General features: G+C 68.5%; 6 protein-coding genes. 5 read left to right on the top strand and 1 reads right to left on the bottom strand.

Translation table 11 applies throughout. The annotated features are described in order from the left end of the window. Positions 1-28 precede the first annotated feature (28 nt). From ACSFB7_RS30605 to ACSFB7_RS30625, 5 genes are all read left to right on the top strand, one after another. On the top strand, positions 29-1000 hold the full coding sequence (locus ACSFB7_RS30605; RefSeq protein ID WP_435476092.1) for a FecR family protein: 972 nt from the start codon (positions 29-31) through the stop codon (positions 998-1000). Positions 1001-1130: 130 nt separating this feature from the next. Further along, positions 1131-14819, top strand: coding sequence for a filamentous haemagglutinin family protein (locus ACSFB7_RS30610; protein WP_435476093.1), 13689 nt, complete (start codon positions 1131-1133; stop codon positions 14817-14819). Between the two features lie 307 nt (positions 14820-15126). Beyond that, complete coding sequence (locus ACSFB7_RS30615; RefSeq protein WP_435476094.1) at positions 15127-16968, top strand: hypothetical protein; 1842 nt, start codon at positions 15127-15129, stop codon at positions 16966-16968. A 138-nt stretch (positions 16969-17106) separates the two neighbouring features. Then, a complete protein-coding gene (locus ACSFB7_RS30620) occupies positions 17107-17646 on the top strand; it encodes a hypothetical protein (RefSeq protein ID WP_435476095.1) in 540 nt (179 codons plus the stop codon). A 113-nt stretch (positions 17647-17759) separates the two neighbouring features. Beyond that, entirely contained in the window at positions 17760-19022 is a 1263-nt protein-coding gene (locus ACSFB7_RS30625; RefSeq protein ID WP_435476096.1) for an ankyrin repeat domain-containing protein, read from the top strand. Positions 19023-19220: 198 nt separating this feature from the next. Here ACSFB7_RS30625 and ACSFB7_RS30630 read toward each other — a convergent pair whose 3' ends face one another. Further along, positions 19221-19868: a TetR/AcrR family transcriptional regulator gene (locus ACSFB7_RS30630; RefSeq protein WP_435476097.1), complete on the bottom strand. Its 648-nt coding sequence runs from the start codon at positions 19866-19868 to the stop codon at positions 19221-19223. Positions 19869-20153: the final 285 nt, after the last annotated feature.

Raw genomic sequence — 20153 nt, forward strand, 5'->3', positions numbered from 1 at the left:
ATCGGAACAACCCGGAGATGGCGAAGCGATGAAGACCATGCAACGCGAAGCGCAGGCGTGGGTGGTGCGGCTCGGCTCGCGCCTGGCGACCGAAGACGACGCACGCGCCTTCAGGCGCTGGTGCGCGCAAAGCCGTGCGCACGCGCAGGCTTTCACGCGGGCACGCGAGGTCTGGCAATCGATGGCGCCGGCCGCGTTGCGCGTGCGCCAGGAAGAAGAACGGGCCGCGCATCGCCGCGCGCCTTCGGTGGGGCGTCGCGCGCTGCTGGGTGGCGCGGTGGCTGCGTCGGTCGCCTACCTCGCGGTGTCGCCGCCGCTCGGGCTCTGGGCCCCGGCGGTCGAGTGGGGCGCGGACTACCGTACCGCCACGGGCGAGCAGCGCGAAGTGGCCGTTGCCGATGGCGTGATGCTGCAGATGAACACGCAGACGCGCGTCAACATGCAGCGCGAAGGCGACGGCCGCGAGCATGCCGGGACCATCGAACTCCTGGCCGGCGAGGCGGAAGTCGTGGCCGACACATCGGGTGTCTCGGGCATCTCGCGCGTCAGCGTCACAGCGGCGGGTGGCGTCGTGTCGGCAACGCGGGCTCGCTTCAACATTCGCAACATCGACGACGAAGTCTGCGTGACCTGCCTGTCGGGCCAGGTCGAAGTCACGCGGGGCGCGCAGCGGGAGCGGCTCGACGCGGGCCGTCAGTTGCGCTACGGGCCCGCCGGCCTGGGCGTGGTCGCGGCGGTCGACACGGGCGCGGTCAGTGCGTGGCGGCGGCGCCAACTGGTGTTCAACCAGGTCCCGCTGGCCGAAGTGGTGGCCGAGGTCAACCGCTACCGGCGCGGCCGGCTCGTGATCACCAGCGAGGCGCTCGGGCGCAGCAAGGTGCAGGCGAGCTTCTCGATCGACCGGCTCGACGACGTGGCCTTCCTCGTGCGCGACGTGTACGGCGCCGAACTGACGCAATTGCCCGGTGGCATCGTGCTGTTGGGCATGGCGCGGGCGTGAACCCGCGCGCAAATCCTTCCGTGAAGATTTCGTGACATGGTGCAGTCGCGCCGCTGCTTCGCTGTCATAGCTCGGTAGACCACGGGCCGTCCGCCTTCCGGGCGCGGGCTTCGTGGCATCGATTCGAGCAATGAAAAACGAACCCATGGAAGTCCGCATGCAACGCAGCAGCACGGTGTCCCAGCGCAATCCGGCCCCCTCTTTCTTCTTTCCGCAGGCACGGCTCACGCCGCTGGTCCATGCCATTGCGCTGATGCTGGCGGCCAGCGCCGCAACCGAGAACGCGCATGCGCAGCAGGCCTTCAGCGGCGCCTGGATGGCGCAGAAGAACATGGCGCAGAACACCGCCATTGCCACCGGCCGGCTGCCCAACGGCATGCCCGCGTCGATGCTCACCAGCCCGCAGGCCCAGCAGCAGCGCGCGGCCGACCAGCTGCAGCGCTCCATCGGCAACCTGAACATTGCCGCGCGCGGCATCGCGGCGCAGCAAGCGGCGCAAGAGGCGGCACGGCGCGCTGCGCTCGAAGGCGGGCAGGGCGTGCCCGACGGCCTGGCCGAAGGCGGCCTTCGCGTGGACACCGCCAGCCTCACGGCAGGCTGGGCCAACGCCAATGCACCGGTGCAGACGCAGGAGGGAGGTCGCACGCAGGTCGTCGTCACGCAGACCGGCGAGCGCGCCATCCTGAACTGGGAAACCTTCAACGTCGGGCGCAACACCACGCTCAAGTTCGAGCAGCAGCCCAGCTGGGCGGTGCTCAATCGCGTGAACGATCCGAAGGCGCGCCCTTCGCAGATCCAGGGCCAAATTCAGGCGGACGGCACCGTGATGGTGGTCAACCGCAACGGGATCGTGTTCAGCGGCAGCAGCCAGGTCGATACGCGCAACCTGCTTGCAGCGGCCGTCGGCATGACCGACGACCAGTTCAAGCGCGGCCTGTACAGCCAGGCACTCGGCGCGGGCTTTGTGCCCACGCTGGCCAACGACCTGAACGCGACGGCCTCGGGCTCGTCGAACGGCAATGCCACGGGCGACGTGACGGTCGAGGCCGGCGCGCGCATCTCCACGCGCGCGCCGCAGTCCGTCACCGAGGGTGGCGGCTATGTGCTGCTGGCCGGACGCGAAGCGCACAACCACGGCACCATCGTCACGCCAAGCGGTCAGACCCTGCTTGCGGCCGGCGACAGCTTCGTGATCCGCAGGGGCGTGGGTACCGACAGCAACCAGCAGTCGAGCACGCGCGGCAACGAGGTCACCGTGGCGCGCAATGCCGACGGCACGGCCGGCCGCGTGTCCAACACGGGCCTGATCCAGGCGCTCACCGGGGACATCACGCTGAGCGGCCACACGGTCGAGCAGTCGGGCGTGCTGTTGTCCAGCACCAGCGTCAACACGCGCGGCACGCTGCACCTGAGCGCCACCGGCGACGCCGATGCGCGCGTGACGCTGGCAGCGGGCGGCGTCAACGCCGTGCTGCTGGACAACAGCAATGCGACCGCGCTCGATGTGCAGCGCGACGCGCTCATCAAGGATTCGGCCCTGCTCTCGGACGGTGCCTACAACCGGCGCGACCAGTCACTGGTGCAGATCGCATCGAGCGGCGACGTGGCTTTCCTGTCCGATTCGATGACGCTGGCCACCGGCGGCCAGGTCAATGTGAACGCGGTGCGGCGCATCCAGGTGGCCGAGCGGGCCGCCATCGACGTTGCGGGTGCGGTGGGCGTGAGCGTGGCCATGGCGTCGAACAACATCGAGGTCAACGTCCAGGGCAACGAGCAGCGCGACGCGCCGGGCAACCGGGACAGCAAGAACCTCAACAACGCCAACCTGTGGATCGATCGCCGCTACCTTGTGCGCGTGCCCGCCGGCACCAACGGCTACACCACCGATCGCTGGTACACCGGCGGCGGCCTGCTCGAAGTCGGCGGCTACCTGAACACCGGCGCGCACGGCATCGGGGAATGGGCCGCGTCGGGTGGCACGGTGGCCTTCGGCGGCGGTGAGCTGGTGACGCGTGCCGGCTCGGCCATCAACGTGTCGGGCGGCTCGATCGACGTGCAGACCGGCATGCTCAAGCAGAGCTGGCTCATGGGCCAGGACGGCCGGCTCTACAACCTCTCGACGGCGCCGGGCGACGTGCTCTACGCCGGCGTGTACCGCGGCTTCGAGAATCCGCACGAGCGCTGGGGAAAGAACACCACCGAGTACTTCTACAACCCGCTGATCGGTGCGCGCGAGCGGCTCGAAAGCGGCTACACCGTGGGCCGCGACGCCGGCCGGGTGATCGTCGGCACCAAATCGGCGGTGCTCGAAGGCGACATCGAGGCCACGGTTTTCCAGGGTGACCGGCAGCGCAATGCGCCCGACGTCGCGCTCGACGGCTACAGGCAATCGCAGACGGCCGCGCCGCGCGGCGGACGACTCGTCATCGGGCAACTGCAGCAGATGTTCAACACCGACACCGGCCTGCTGCGCGACAACCCGAGCGCGCTTGTCGAGCGCGTGGACATCGGCGCGGTGCAGCGCATCGCGCAAGACCTGGCGCTCGAAGACGCAATGCCCGAAGACCGCCAGGGCCGGCTGCGGATCGACGCCGGCTGGCTCAACGGCCTGCATCTGGGGGGCTTCACGGCCTACGCCAGGGGCGGCATCACGGTCGACGGCGACGTGGCCGTGGCCAACGGCGGCCGCATCGCGCTGCATGCGACGCAGGTGGACGTCAACGCCAACCTCAGCGCGCGCGGCGGCAGCATTGCGCTGGGCGACATGGTCGGCCGGCTGTTGCCCGGCAGCATCACCAACTGGGCCGAACAGCCGATCGCCGCCACGCCGCTCGACGGCTACGCACGGCGCGTGGACGTGGCCGGCGGCGTGCTGCTCGACACGCACGGCCTGTGGACCAACCTGCGCAACAACCCCGGCGACATCGGCGGCCTGCCGTACATGAACGGCGGCAGCGTGGTCATCAGCAGCTCCGGCGACGTGCGCCTGCATGGCGGCACGGTGATCGACACATCGTCGGGCGCGGCCTTGATGGCCGATGCATCGCTGCAGGGCGGGCGCGGCGGCGACATCACGCTGCGCTCGAACCAGGGTGACGCGAACGGCCTGGGCGCGGGCGCCTTGCTGCTCGAAGGCGAACTGCGCGGCCATGGCGTCAAGGGCGGCGGCACGCTGACCATCGATACGGGCATTGGCGTGGCGCTGGGCGGCGGGCTGCTGGCCAACCCCGGGATCCTGCGGGCCGGCGAATCGGTGCCGGTGCACCTGACGCTGGCCGAAGCCTTCACCATTCCCGCCGGCACCGTGTTGCCGCAGGACTTCAGCTACGTCACCAATGTCGTCGCGCCGGGCGAGGCGATGAAGATCATGCCGGTGTTCACCGCCGCGCGTTCCTACACGCTGCCGGCCGAGTGGGTGGTGCCCGCTCCGTCGGTCCCGTGGGAATACGTGTTCGTCTTCAGCAAGGCCGGCAACATGTACATGAACGGCTCCACGGTGCCGGCGGGCACCGAGCTGGTCAACATCACCGGCACGATGGCGCCGGGCTACGTGGTGCCCGCGGCGGCATTCCCCAAGGGCATGCCGGTGTCCGACTACACCGCCACGGTGTCCGCCGGCACGCCGTTCGCACACGACGTGATGCTGGGCGAGGGTGCGCTGCTGCTGGCCGGCAACCGCCTTCCCACCAGCGTGGCGGTCAAGCCGCTGCTGGTGCTGGACAAGAGCGTGTTCCAGGGCGGCTTCTCGCGCTATGCGGTGAGCGCGCAGCAGGGCGTGCAGGTGGCCAACGGCGCGAACGTCGAAGTCACGATGCCGCTGCTGCGCGCGGACATGGACGCGGCGCGCGCCACGCCCACCGGGGCCGATCCCTCGGCCGTGCTGCAGCGCTGGCTGCCACCGCTGTGGCAGGAGGCACCGCTCAAGGGCGTGCTCACGCAGCGAGCCGGCGCCGACCTTGCGCTGGGCGCCGGCTCGATCTATCGGCAGGCGCCGGTGGTGGTGGGCGAGGGCGCGACGCTTTCGGTCGACCCCGGCCGCTCGCTCACGCTCACCGGCAATGCGCAGATCACCATCGACGGCACGCTCAATGCCTGGAGCGGCCGAATCGGCCTGCTGCCAGGCAGCTTCGGCACCGGCAACGATGCGGACCGCCCCAGCGGCACGCCCGACGCCACCTCGATCTGGATCGGCAGCAAGGCGGTGCTCGACGTGGCCGGACGCGCCGACACCGCCGTCGACTCGCAAGGCCATGTGTACGGCCATGTGGGCGACGGCGGGCGCATCGAGATCGGCGCGGCCTACAGCGCCAATGCGCGCATGGTGAACCCGGCCGACGCCTTCGTGGTCGTGCGCCCGGGCGCGCGGCTCGAAGCCTCGGGCGCCGCCGCGCGGCTCGACCTGCCCGGGCGCGGCACGGTCGAAGTGGCCGGCAACGGCGGCGTGATCTCGCTGGCCTCCTACCGCGGCCTCTTTCTCGACGGCAGCATGCGTGCCGCGGCGGGTGGCGCGGGCGCGGCCGGCGGCACGCTCGCGCTGGCGCTGGAAACGCCGAACTACGGCGTGGTCGACAAGCTCAGCCTGAAGGGCGTCAATGTCGACGACGCCGTGCGCGTGTCGCGCGAACTGGTGCTGGCGCAGGTGCAGGGCGACAGCGGCCTTTCGGCGGACCTGAAGGTCGGCAACCGTGAAGATGCCCTGGCCTATGGCCGTGCACGCATCGGCGTGGACCGCATCGCGCAGGGCGGCTTCGACAACCTCTCGCTGCTGGCCAATGGCCTGCTGAGCTTCGACGGCAACGTCGACCTGCGCATGGGCCAGAGCCTGGGCCTCACGGCCAGCACGTTCGACCTGGCGTTGAACGCCGCGCCGGCGGTGCAGGTCAGGCTCGCGGCGCCCTACATCCGGATGGCGGGCACCACACGCCTGCAGGACGACGGCTACATCATGCCGAACCCGGTGCGGGGTTCGAAGAACGGCGGCAACGGTGGCGGCGCGCTCGGCCTGCCGCTCGTGGACGACGGCGCGCACCTGCAACTCGATGCGCAGTTGATCGACATCGCGGGGCTGGTGAACACCGGCGCGCGCGGCGCCATCGTGCAGAACGCGGGCGATCCGCTGAAGGTGGAGCGCCTGGCTTTCGGGCAGATCACGATGCGCTCGGGCGGCGACCTGCGCCTGTCGCAGGCGATGCAGTTCTACACACCCGGCAGCCTGACGCTCGCGGCCTCGCAGATCTACCCCGCGATGAACGACAGCGGCGCCTTCATGGTGGGCGAGCGCGGCGTCTTCGACAAGTACGGCACCCTGAATCGCGAGTTCGACCCGGCGCGCAGCTTGAACATCGAGCGCATCGATCCCTCGGCGCCGCTGCCGGCGCAGCCCTATTCGGCATTCGGCAAGCTGAGCTTCGCCTCGGCCGTGGTGAACCAGGGCGGCGTGGTGCGCGCGCCGCTGGGCGAGATCACGCTGGGCGCGAGCGGGGCAGCCTGGCCCACGGGCGAGGTCAACCTGCTGCCCGGCAGCGTCACCTCGGTCAGCGCCAAGGGCCTCGCGATGCCGTACGGCGGCACGCTCGACGGCCTGAGCTACCTGCAGGACGGCAAGGACGTGGTGTTCAAGGGCGTGGGCAACGACCCCGTGGTCACGCTGGCCGCGCACGCGGTGAACGTGCGCGAAGGCGCGGTGCTCGATCTTTCGGGCGGCGGCGAACTCACGGGGGCCGCCTTCCTGGGCGGGCGCGGCGGCTCGACCGACGCGCGGCTGAATCCGCTGGTGCAGACCACCGCGCGCGGCAGCTTCACGCTGCCCGGGCTGGCCACCAATCCGGTGTATGCCATCGTGCCCGGCGCGCAGGCGGGCTATGCGCCGCTGGTCAACGAGCACGGCGCCGGCGATCCGGCGCTGGGCCGCCAGGTCACCATCGGCGCGGGCGTGCCCGGGTTGCCGCCGGGCACCTACACGCTGCTGCCTTCGACCTTCGCGCTGCTGCCCGGCGCCTTCCGCGTCGAACTCAACGGGCTGGCGCCGAACCTGCCGCCCTCGGGCGTGACGATCCCGATGCGCAACGGCTCCTACGCCGCGGCGGCGCAGTTTGGCGTGGTCAACACCGGCATCCGCGACACGTTGCCGACGCAAGTGTTCCTGACCCCGGGCAACGTGCTGCGCAGCTACTCGCAATACAACGAGACCAGCTATGCCGACTTCGCCATCGCGCAGGCCGAGCGCAACGGCGTGCCCCGGCCGCTGCTGGAGCGCGACGCGAAGATGCTGCGCTTCGACCTGGCGCTGCCGACGAGCGCCGGCGCGCTGCACCCCGCCGGCAGCACGCCGGCGCTGAGCTTTGCCGGACTGGCCGATTTTTCCGCAGCGGCGGGTGGCTATGGCGGCAGCGCGCTGGTGGACGGCCGCTTCAGCGGCAGCATCGAGGTGCTGGGCGACGGCGCCTCGCCCACGCCGGGCTTCAAGGGCGTGTCGGTGGCCGCCAGCGCGCTCAATGCCATCGCCGCGCCGCGCCTGGGCATCGGCGGCCTGCCGAGCGTGACCTACGTGGACAACACCGGCAGTTCGCAGCGCGCCAACATCGCGGGCTTCAGCTCCGCGGCCGGCAGCATCGTGCTGCGCGCAGGCGCGGTGCTCAAGGCCGGCGAGGTGTACCTCGTCACCAACGTGAAGACCGGCAGCATCGTGGTGGAGCAGGGCGCCGGCATCAACACGCTGGGCCGCGGCAAGGCAGCCTGGGATTCGCGGGACGGCTTCGTCTTCGCGCCGGGGATCTTCAGCGTGGTGGCCGTGTCCAACGGCTGGCTCGACCTGCTGGCGCCGGCCTTCAGCGGCGCCAGCCAAAACGGCCCGGGCCGCATCGACATCGGCGCATGCAACAGCGCGTCGCTGTGCCGCGGCGTCACGCAGCTCTATTCCGAAGGCACCATCGCGGCCTCCACCGACCAGAGCTTCGAGCTGCGCGACTCGGCCCGCTACGGCACGCGCAACCTGGTGCTGTCGGTGGGCGGCATCAACGCCGGCAGCGAAGCCGCGCTGGCCGACGCCGCTGCTCGCCGGGCCTTGCCGCCGGGTCTCACGCTGAACCAGGGCATCCTCGACCGCCTGTTGCGCGGCGACACGGCGGCCGGCGCGCCGGCACTCGAGAACCTGGTGCTCACGGCGCGCGATGCGATCAATTTCTACGACTCGGTCCAGCTCTCGACCATCGATCCCGCCACCGGCCGCTCGTCGCTCGAGCGGCTGGTGCTCACGGCGCCCGCGTTCTACGGTGCGGGCAATGCCGATGCACTGGCGAGCATCCGCACCGGCACCCTGGTGTGGAACGGCTCGGTCACGCCACCGGGCCTGACCGCCGCGGGTGGCGCGGGCACCGGCAGCGGCAGGCTGCGGATCGACGCCGACCGGATCGAATTCGGCTTTGGCCCGGGCAGCCGGCCCGACACCATCCACAGCATGGACCGGCTGATCCTGGGCTTCGGCGAAGTGGAGTTCAACGCCAGCGAACGCATCACGGCCAACCACACGGGCTCGCTCGTGGTCTACCAGTCGCGCGGCGCATGGGACGACGCGATCAAGGGCTACGCCTTCAGCGGCGGCAACCTGCGCCTGCAGACGCCGCTGCTCACCGGGCAGGCCGGTTCGGTCAACAAGATCAAGGCGGGCGGCGACATCGTCGTGACCGCCCCCGCCGGCGGCGCGGCGCCCGCGCTTTCCGGCAAGGCGCTGGCCGACGCGCTCGGCGCCGAGATCGGGCTCGATGCCGCCGGCAGCCTCACGCTGGACAGCCGCATCGCGCTGCCCAGCGGCAAGCTCACCGCCTCGGCGCAACGCGACCTGCAGCTTGCCGACGGCGCGCAGCTTGACCTGGCGGGCCGGAAGATCGATTTCTTCGACGTCGCCAAGTACAGCTGGGGCGGCGACGTGATGCTGGAAAGCCGCGCCGGCAACGTGCGCCAGTCGGCCGGCTCGCGCATCGACCTGTCGGCCGACCACAACCGCGGCGGCAAGCTCACGGTGCTCGCGCTGGGCGAGGGCGCCGGCAGCATCGAGCTGCGCGGCGCCATCGCAGGCGGTGCCAGCGGCCAGTACGACGCGGGCGGCACCCTGGTGCCGTACGCAGCGGGCGGCGCGGACATCCGCGGCCAGCGCATCGACGACTTCGCGGGCCTGAACCGCCGCCTGACCGAAGGCGGCGTGCTCGGCAGCCGCAGCTTCCAGCTCAAGCAGGGCGACCTGGTGGTGGGCGATGAACTCAAGGCACGCGAGATCAACCTGTCGGTGGACGGCGGCCGCCTGGTGGTCAACGGCACGGTCGACGCCAGCGGCGACCAGGCCGGCAGCATCCGCCTGGCGGCGCGCGACGGCGTTGTCATCGGCGGTGCAGCCGTGCTCGACGCGCACAGCCGCGTGCTGCGCGTGGACAGCTATGGCCAGGTGATCGAGGCGCCGAACCGCGCGAGCATCGAGATCGACAGCGGCAGCGGACGCCTGGTGCTGCAGGACGGCGCACGGCTGGACGTGCGCGCCGGCACCAATGGCAACGCGCAGTCGCTGGGCACGATCGAGCTCAGTGCGAAGCGCATCGGCGGCGAGCGCGGCAACGACATCGCCATCGACGCAGGCGGCAAGCTGCGGATCGACGGCGCGCGCGCGATCACGGTCAACGGCTTCTGGTCGTACAACGACGCGGCGTACGGCACCGACCCGTCGGTCGACGGCCGGCCCTACCAGGTGGTGAACCAGGCGTATCTCGACTGCAAGCATGCGGACAGCGTGGCCTTCATGGGCAACGCGCTGGCCAATGGCGACCTGATGAACAACCGCCTGGCCGGCCTGCGCGCCCATGGCGATGCCTTCCACCTGCGCCCCGGCGTGGCCATCGTCAGCGCCACGCCGGATGGCGACCTGCATGTCGACGGCGACATCGACCTGTCGGGCTACCGCTATGCGAGCGTCAACCCCCGCACGCAGCGCAGCGGCGTCTATGGCTCGGGCGAAGCGGGCGCGCTGGTGCTGCGCGCCGGCGGCAACCTGCAGGTGTATGGCAGCATCACGGACGGCTTCGACACCTCGGTGCTGCCCGCGACGCCGGGCGACCAGGGCTGGGTGCTGGTCAAGGGCCACGTGCCCTGGGGCGGCGACGTGGTGATTCCGCGCGGCAACCTGGTCGAGCTGGCCGCAGGCACTTTCTTCCAGTCCGGCCGCACGCTCAACTACGACCTGCCGATGAAGGCCATGACGCTGAAGGCCGGCACGGTGCTGGCTGCTCCCGCTGTGCTTTCGGGCAAGTTCGTGCTGCCCATGGGCACCGTGCTCGGCGGCGCGGTGCGCGATGCGGCGGGCAATGTGCTGTATGCGGCGGGCACAGTGCTGTCGCAGGCCGTCACGCTGCAGGCAGGCATGAAGCTCGACGCGGGCAACCGGCTGCCCGGCAATGCCGGCGTCAAGGCCATGACCTGGCCGGCCGGGGTGCCGCTGCCGTTCCCCCCGGGCATCGTCAGCGACAACTTCGACGGCAACGGCCGGGTCAACGGCGTGGTGCTCGCGGGCTCGCTCAAGCTGGCCAAGGGCGCGATCATTCCCGCCGAAACCCTGGTGGTGCTGCCCGGCGGTGTGACCTCGGTGAACCTGCGCCCGGCCGACGCCGATGGCAACCAGGGCCGCAACCTCGCACTGGCGCCGATGCTGGCGCCGGGCTCGCAGTCGTGGTCGATGCGCCTGGTGGCCGGCGCCGACACGCAGGCGGCCGACACCCGCGCGCTGCGCCCCCGCGACGCCCACGGCCAATTGATCCTGGCCGACACGCACTACGGCATGGGCTCGGCGCCGCTGTTCATGGCGCCCGCGCCCGGCGTGGAGGGCGTCTACTACTGGATGGGCAATTCGCAGGGCGTGATCGGCAGCGCGCCGGGTACCGCCATCAACCTCGACGAATGGGGCGGCGAGGAGGCGGTGCAGGACATCAACAACTGGGGCTACGGCAACCTCGTGACCTGGGCACCGCTGGGCTCGCGGCCGAAGACCGAGGCGCTGCCGGCCACGCAACAGCTCTTCAGCGTGCTGCGCACCGGCACCGGCGACCTCGACCTGCTGGCCGGCGGCAACTTCACGATGAACTCGCTGTACGGCGTGTACACGGCGGGCACGCAGTCGGCAGGCGTGGGCGCGGCCTACAACCAGCCTCGCGCGAGGATCGACGGCACGGTGCTGGGCGCCGGCGGCGTGGACTACGAGCCTTTCGTCGACGGCGGCGGCAAGAGCCTGTATCGCGCCTGGTATCCGGAGCACGGCGGCAACGTGCTGCTGCGCGCGCAGGGCGACGTGCGCGGTGACCTGATCGGCGCCGCACTCTCGTCCCGCAAGGATGCGATCGGCAGCCTGCATTCGACCGGCGCGAGCGTCGACGTGGGCAATTGGCTGTGGCGCCAGGGCACGGGCAGCGCGGTGGCCGGCAGCGAAGGCCTGCCCGCGGCATGGTGGATCAACTTCGGCAGCTATGTGCCCGGCTCCGCGACTTCCGGGGATCTGTTCGCCAGCGCGCCTTCGATGCTGGGCTTCATCGGCATCGGTACGCTCGGCGGCGGCAATCTCGTGCTGGAGGCCGGCGGCAATGCCGGCATGCTGACGCAGCGTTCCGACCGCGGGGTCATCTATGCGCCCCGCAGCACCGGCCTCAACCTGGTGGTGGCCAGCACCGGCCGCGTGTCGGCCGACGGGCGGCAGCTCACGCTCACCGGCGGCGGCGACCTCGACGTGCGCATCGGTGGCGGGCTCAACCCGGTGGTTGAACTGCGGTCCGTTCCGGACACGAGCTCCGACACGCCGCAGACGAACTACGCCGGCAACCGGTCCGACCTGAACAGCAACTTCGTCAACCTGCGCGGCGCGCTGCGCATCGAGGCAGGCTCGGTCGGGGGTATCGAGCTGCGCTTCGACAGGGCCGACCCCGAGGAGTCGCGCGCCTACCAGGTCTACACCGCCACCTCGTCGGTCGCGGGCGGCGGCCCGGTGCTGATGCCGGGCGATTCGGGCGTGCGCATCGATGCGCGCGGCGACCTGGTGCTCGGCGGCGTGGGCGACCCGGGCCGGGTGAGCCTGCGCAGCGGCGGCACGCCGTTCAGCGCCAACGGCGCCCAGTTCCAGGGCGACGGCTATAGCTGGTTCTCGCTGTGGACACCGGGCAGCGCCATCGACCTGTTCAGCGCCGGCGGCAATCTCACGCCGAACAACAGCACGACCGAGGCGTTCTCCCGCGGCAACGGCCAGGCGACCGACGGCCGCTTCGTGATGCCGTCGGTGCTGCGCGCAGTGGCCGCCAGCGGCAGCATCTACTACGGCAACTCCGCCACCGGCGCCATCGACGGCAGCAACAAGCCGGTGCAGTCGCCCGTCGGGCTCATGCTGGCGCCATCGCCCGTGGGCGCGCTGTTCGCGAAGGCCGGCACGGGCCAGCTCGAGCTGCTGGCGTCGGACTCGATCTACGCCGGCGGATACAGCGTGACCCAGTCGGGCGCCGACCCCACGGCCCTGCCGAACCCGCTCAACCCGGGCTTCAGCGGCACCGTGGAGCAGGCCTGGTATGGCGCACGCAAGCTCAGCAACGTCAACCCCGATGCGCTGGCGCCCAGCGTGTTCCTGGACGCGCTCGATCCGAGCGGCAGCTTGCAGCTCTACCCGCTCTTCAGCCTCACGCCGCCGACCGCATCGGGCTACCAGGTGCAGGGGCAGCCGCCGGCGCGCTTCTATGCGAGCGAGGGCGACGTGATCGGCGTGCGCACCGGCTCCATCATCACGCGCGGGCTGGGCGGCGTCGGCAACCTGCCCACCTGGTATGAAGGCGGCGGGCCGGTGGCGATCCGCGCGGGGCGCGACATCGTCAACTCGGGCACCGGCCTCGGCAAGTCGGAGCTGATGCCGGAGGAAGGAATGGGCTGGACCAGCCAGCCCTACAACGGCAACCCCAGCGCGCCGCCGAAGCCCGTCACGCTCACGCAGGGCAGCGCGCGCGGCAACCTGATCGTGCACAACAACCCCGACGACGTGTCCGTGGTCCAGGCCGGTCGCGACGTGCGCTACAGCACCTTCTACGTGGCCGGCCCCGGCCTGCTCGAAGTGACGGCGGGGCGCGACGTGTACATGGCCGACAGGGCGGAGCTCAAGAGCATCGGCCCGGTCGCCAACATCACGCCGGGTGACCGCAGCAGCGGCGCGGGCATCGCGGTGGCTGCCGGCGTGGGCCGCAGCGGGCCCGACTTCGCGGCCTTTGCCGCGCGCTACCTCGATCCGGCCAACCTCGCTGCAAACGGCCAGGCGCTGGCCGAGCAACCCGGCAAGGCGGTTGCCGTGTACGGCGACCGGCTCACGCTGTCGCGCTGGCTCGGCGAACAGTTCGGCTACAGCGGCGACGAGGCCGGCGCCCCGGCTTACCTGGCGAGCAAGCAGGCCGAGATCGACAGCGCGCGCAAGCAGTCCGCCGGTGCGCCCAGCCGCGACCTGCAGCGCGAGTACGGGCTGAGCGGCCAACTGCACCTGGTCAACTGGCTCGAGGCGCGTTTCGGCGACGGCAAGCGCAACGGCCTGGGCCTGCACTTCGACGCCGCGTCGATGGACGCGCGGGCCTTCTTCGCGGCGCTGCCGGCGGAGCAGCAGCGCGCCTTCCTGCGTCCGGTGTACTACGCCGAACTCAAGGCCGCGGGCCGCGAGTACAACGCCGTGGGCGGTCCGCGTGAAGGCAGCTACCTGCGCGGTCGCGAGGCCATCGCCACGCTGTTCCCGGCGAAGGACGCGCAGGGCAACGCCAACGACTACCAGGGCGACCTGACCATGTTCAGCAGCGCGCTGTACTACGACGACATCAAGGGCACGGGGATCGTGCAGGTCGCGACGCGGCCCCGCGCGGGCGTGAAGTACATGACCAAGGAGGAATGGATCGCCGCCGGCCGAGAGAGCTACAAGACCGCGCACTACGAGGTACAGGACGCGGGCGTGCACACCGACTTCGGCGGCGACATCCGGCTCATGGTGCCGGGCGGGCGCACGCTGGTCGGCGTGGACGGCGGCTTCGTGCCGGGCGAGGGCTCGGGCGTGCTGACGCAGGGCGCGGGCGAGATCGAGATCTTCTCGAACGGCAGCATCCTGCTCGGCCAGAGCCGCATCTTCACCACCTTCGGCGGCAACGTGCTCGCATGGTCGGCGCAGGGCGACATCAACGCCGGACGCGGCTCGAAGTCGACCGTGGTCTACACGCCGCAACGCCGCGTGTATGACGACGTGGGCCTGGTCACGCTCTCGCCCAACACGCCGAACACGGGCGCGGGCATTGCCACGCTCAACCCGGTTCCGGAAATTCCGCCGGGCGACGTCGACCTGATCGCGCCGCTGGGCACCATCGACGCGGGCGAGGCGGGCATCCGCGTGTCCGGCAACGTGAACCTGGCGGCTCTGCGCGTGGTGAACGCGGAGAACATCCAGGTCAAGGGGCAGTCGGTGGGCATTCCGGTGATCGCGGCAGTGAACGTGGGGGCGCTCACCAACGCGAGCGCCGCTGCATCGCAGGCGGCTTCCGCCGCGCAGGACGCCGTGCAGCGCGAACGCGCGGCGCAGCGCCAGGCGCTGCCCTCGGTGTTCACGGTGCGCGTGCTCGGCTTCGGCAACGAAGGCGAGGGCGGCGGCGGCAACAACAGCGCGCCGAAGGAACGCGACCAGCGCGCGGCCTATGACCCCAAGGGTGTTGTGCAGGTGTTGGGCGCCGGCACGCTGACGGCCGCGCAGAGGCAGTCGCTGACGCCGGGGGAGCAGCGTGCGCTGAATCAGTGAGGCCAAGCATGAAGCCGACGCTGATTTCAGGGCATCCGCCGTGGGGTCCCGGCGCGGCCGAGTGAACGCGATGCCGTCGCCCGCGGGGCGCGGCATCCCGATAGCGATGTTGCAGCGGTATCTCTTCGAGCTTTGGATCGAGGTGAGTTCGGCGTTGGTGAGCCGGCTAACCAGCACACCCTATTTCGATGCGCCCACTGTTCGTTTGCGCTAGGCCGTCTTGCGAATAGGCGCCGCACAAGGCGGCACCTAGACTCTCCCGCGAAGTCTGCCCAGTCCACAGCAATCAACCATTGAGGGGGATACCATGGCCGAGACACGGAAGATCGCCATTCTGCGGGGCCGTCACGACACAAGTGCGATTGCTCTGACCCCTGCGCTCGACGAGGCCTGCACCAGGATGCTCGTCACCAGCGCCAACCCGAAAGGTGACGCCGTCCTCGAATACTGGACCGAGAACACCGACGGCCTTTTGAACTTCGAGGTGACGATGGCGCCTTGGGTGGATGTCACATTCAGCGTCGCTGATGTCACGCCGAGCCTCGGCAAGATCAGTCGGGACACGGCCTTCAGCAAGATTTCCGCTGCGACACGGTTGCTGCAAGGATTCTCCGATCTCTCCATCTACGACGGATTCATTTGTCTCGTAGCGCCTGGCACGGATTTGCCAAATCCGAATGCCGCGCAAGCCAACCAGCCGGCCACCTATCCTTTCGATGGAGGTAGCAGTAGAGGCTCGTACTGTGTATACCCGCTTGCCCCGTCATCGTTCTTGTCCTCGTCGTCGCACACATTCATGTGTCATGAGTTCGGCCACGTATTGGGCTTGTTCGACGACGATGGTTTGCCATGGGGCCCAGGTGGGAGTACCGGTTACGGAGACCCGCTCGACATCATGTCGGCCGAAGCGTTCGCGGGATCGTGGCCCATGTTCACAGGCATCCCCGTGCCTAACTGGCCAAACCCGAATGCCAAGGATCGCATGGGGCCGGCACCATCCCGCGCGGTGGTCCACTACTGGAATCCCGACGCGCAGCGCAAGACCTTCGTGAAGTCGCTGACCGTGCCAGATGACTCGGTGCCTCCAGTTCGACTCTATGCCGCATACACCGACATCGGTGCGCCGAGGCTCCTTGTCATCGAAGCAGACGCGCCACAACCCTACGCCATCGGGCGGGCCTACCTCGAGTACAGGGACACACAGAAATGGGACCGTGGGCTCGAGATCGCCGGCAGAACGCTTGACCGACGCAGTGTGGTTGCGCATGTCGCTGCGATGCGGCCGGCACCCGATTTTGGCGCTGGAGATACGATCGGAAACCGCTGCTTCTATCGAGGCCAGATTCTTGTGCCAGTCGAGATTGACAGTGATCTGAAGATACTGGGCACGCCATACACGGTGCGTGTCGTCGACGAGAACCTGGACGAGGCCTGGGTCGACGTGAAGCTCACACGCTCCAACCCACTTGGCTTCGAGATCGAGGTCGTGAGATCGGAGGAGATCGCAGGGGCTGACGGTCCGATCGAAACGCGCTACACGCCCTGCCGCGATGCATTGCACTACGCGACGTGGCTCTTGATTGCTCACCATGCGTTTCGACCCGTCGTTTGGGGCCTTGGAGGCACGGGCTCGGCGACCAGCACACCGGCCGTCCCGCCCATCGTGCGATGGACCGTCGGCGGAGTAGCGATTCCCGCGAGATCGTCCGGCGGCACGCTCATTGGCTGTCAGTCGCCAACAGGCGTGTTCAACGTCAACTACGTGCTGGACGCAACCGGCACGTTGCACCTTTCAAGCACGACGCCCGGTCAGGCCTACCAAATGATCATCGCAGCGACCGCGACCGATCCAGTGACCGCCGAGAGCGTATCGGCGCAGTCGACGTTCGTGCCGCGCGGCCGCTTTCATGGGTTGCCCTGGAATGAGCAGACGGCGATCCTGCGCTGCTTGCAGCGCACCGTGGCTGTGTTCCCGCCGAACCTGCGAGATCTGTGGCCATCGAGCGATCGACCTCGCCCGAACTGGAGCGAGCTCGCAACCCACGTGCTCGAACGCTCGGGACTGCAGGTGGGCCGCTATGGCACCGAGCGCAGGGCGCTTGAGCAATTGCTGGAACTCAGCAGGCTGGCTCGTGAGCAGTTCAGGTAGGAACAGCGTGTGCTTTTTTGCAATGGAGATCTCTGCAAATGGTGACCGCAGACGACTACGCCTGGGCTTGGCTCCACGCGAGATCAGGTCGCCAACTTTGTGCCTTGCGTTTGAAGCGCGCCGAAAAACGAGGTCAAGATGCCGATGAAATTCACGCCCGATGAACTTGCAGCCTTGCCTTCAATATTCGAGGGCAGGGAGGCGATTATCTTTTCGCCGGTGCGCGTGGCCAGAGTGCGAGTCTTCGGCGTGAAGGCAAACGATCGTGCGGTTTTTGGGCAATATCAGTGCCTCGAAACACTTGGACTTAACCATGCACAAGCTGCGGCCGACTTTTCGGCGCCCGTCAGCGAACTCTGCGCGACCCCCACCTTTTTAGCGGGTTATCACAACGATGGCCGCTTCTTCTTCGACCCAGTCGTCATCGAGCGCGTTCGTGCGATCGTTTCGGTACTGGCGCCGGGCCTTATCTACAGGGATGACTACACCAGCGGCCCCCCGTCAACAAAGCCGGGGGTGCTCTTCGGCACTGTTGCCATGCTGCCCGGGCCTTGTGCTTCAAAACTGACTGCCTACCTGCGCAGGCAGGCTTTGATCGAGGACCCGGATGACGCTGAAATTCTTGCGTATCTGCTCAAGAAAGAGTCAAACGAGGGAATGAGTCCCGACGAACGGTAACCCCACGCGCGTGTGCGACAGCCGCGCCGTCTACGACAGCGTGATCAAGCTCCAGCAGCGCAAACTGGCGAGCTGCGCCACACATGCCCCAACATTGGCCTGAAAATCCGGCCATGGTTCAACAAGGTTCGTTAGTGGCTGCGGTCGTCGCAGGAGATGAAGCACGTGTACGGGAGCTTCTGCAATCGGGAGCATCTGTCCGTGAGGAGGCAAGCTCAGGCCCCTTTCTCCAGGAGTCGGCCCCGGCCGCCGACGAGACAAGATTGGGGGGCGGCGTCATCGCTAGCAGTTGGCAACCGCTCCATATCGCGGCGTGGTTAGGGCACGTGGAGATTGCCGGGCTGCTGCTGTTGGCAGGAGCGGATCCAAATGCCCCAACTCCCCAGATGTGGCGGCCAGTCCTGGCTGCCGCCCGTCAAGGGCATCTCCCGTTGGTGGAGTTGCTCGTCGAGCATGGCGCAGACCCGGGCGTACTCGAAGAAACCCTCGGCGCACCGCTGGAGGTAGCCAGCTTCCAGGGGTACGAAGGTGTCGTCAGGTTTCTACTCGCGCGAGGCGCCGATCTGAACCGCACTCGTCGCAATGGTCGTTCCCCATTGATCGCCGCTGTGATCGGTGGGAGGGACACCGTTGCTCGCGAGCTGATTGCTTGCGGTGCGAATCCCATTCACGCTGACGACAAGCAATGGACCGCGCGCATGCATGCCGTCTGGTACGCCAGATACGGTCTTGCTTCCGCTCTCTCCAAACCCGGACTCTCACTTCATCTGGCGGATGCGGCAGCGAGCGGGGACCTCGTGCAGATCGGCGTCCACCTCGCAGCCGGCAGCCCGGTCGATCAACTTGATGGCTACGGAGATTCCCCGCTGGTGTGGGCCTGCCGGGCCGGACATCGCGCTGCAGTTGAGCGCTTGCTCGATGCGGGGGCAAGCCTCCGTGCGGACGGCCTCGGTGGAGCCCCGATTGAGCCAGCAGCAGAGCGTGGTCACCTCGCAGTGGTCGAAATGCTTCTCGCGCGTGGTGCAGATCCTCAGATCGCACTCCGCCAGGCTGCGCAGGCGGGTCAATTGAAGATCGTGCGGCTTCTCGTGAGTGCGGGTGCAAGCGCAGACGTCAAAGCTCTGGTCGCCACGGTCGCGGCCGAACATCTGGAGAGCGTTCGGCTTCTCATCGAATTGGGTGCACCGGTCAATGAACGGAACGGGGCCGGATTCACCGGGCTGCACTGCGCGGCATACAGCGGGAACACGGACATCGTGGCGCTGCTTCTGGCGCAAGGCGCCGACCCGTCGATCATTGACCAACATGGCAAGACCGCCACTCAAATTGCTGAAGAAGAGGGTTGGGATGAACTCGTCGCGATTCTCAAGCGTTAGAGAAATACCATGCCGCTTTCAAGCCCGAAGAGGCGCGAGACCAAGTACAAAAAAGAGCGGTGCATCATCCTAGGGCGACGTCAAAAATTCGAGAAACGCCGGCAGCGCAGCGCTCTTGTGGCTGCGATGTGGGGTACGAGTGGTTGATCAAGTACGGCACGTGCGATGACGGCGCGCCGCGCGGCCTGGCGCGTCAAGCTATGACTTGACCCGCTTCGCCCGGCTGTCCCGGTGGATCTCTTCCTCCAGCATGGCCAGCGCACCGACGATGAGCGCGTTCATGCCCTGAACGAGTTCGGTCTCCATCTCGGCTTCTTCCGCCGCGCGGTCTGCACCTTCGAGCGGCTCTCGGCCTGCCACGGAGTACACGGTGTCGGCTACGGCGATGCAGTGGAACGCCACGGTTGCCAGCAACCATTGCGCATGCTCCTTGGAGATGCCGTATGCCTTCGCGATATGGCTCTGGTGCCCATCGATCTTGGCGATCATGGGCTGCGTCGCGGCCAACCTGCGGATCACGAACGGCGTGAGTCCGGGATGCGCCTTGACGAACTCGCGTGCCGACGTGGTGAACACGGTCAGGTACGCCTTCAACTCGTCACGCCCGGTGCCGCATGCCTGCGGAATCTGCCATCGGCTGAAGATCTCCTCGGCGACCAGGCGCTTGAGCGCCTCCAGACTCGGAACGTGCTTGTAGAGCGCCATATGGCTGACCCCGAGCGCCGCTGCAACACCGACGAAGGTGATGTTGGGCAGGCCGATCCCGATGCCCGCTTCGACGATGCGCTCGCGTGTGATGGTGGGTGGGCGCCCGCGCGTCGCAGGTGGTGTTGGTGGCGGTTTCATGTGTTTTTCCTTGATCGGTGGTGAGCGCCATGCAGCCGTCTTGCCTCGTGTACGACAATTAGTTTATAGTCATGCAACTAATTCTCGTTTCGATTCGCAAGCGCCCGTCATGACCGATCCATCGTGTGCCTCGCAAGGCAGCAATCCCTGGGCCGCCATTCTGCTTGGTGCCGCTCGCCGCCTTGGCGTGGGTGAGGTCGACGCGACCTAGCGATCCGCCCGGACGGGTCTCGCCTTCCTGTTTTAGGACAGGCCGGAACCGATCCCTTTTTTGAATTTCTGAAG

The organism is Variovorax raffinosi, assembly GCF_051216615.1.
In the GTDB taxonomy this organism is placed as follows: domain Bacteria; phylum Pseudomonadota; class Gammaproteobacteria; order Burkholderiales; family Burkholderiaceae_C; genus Variovorax.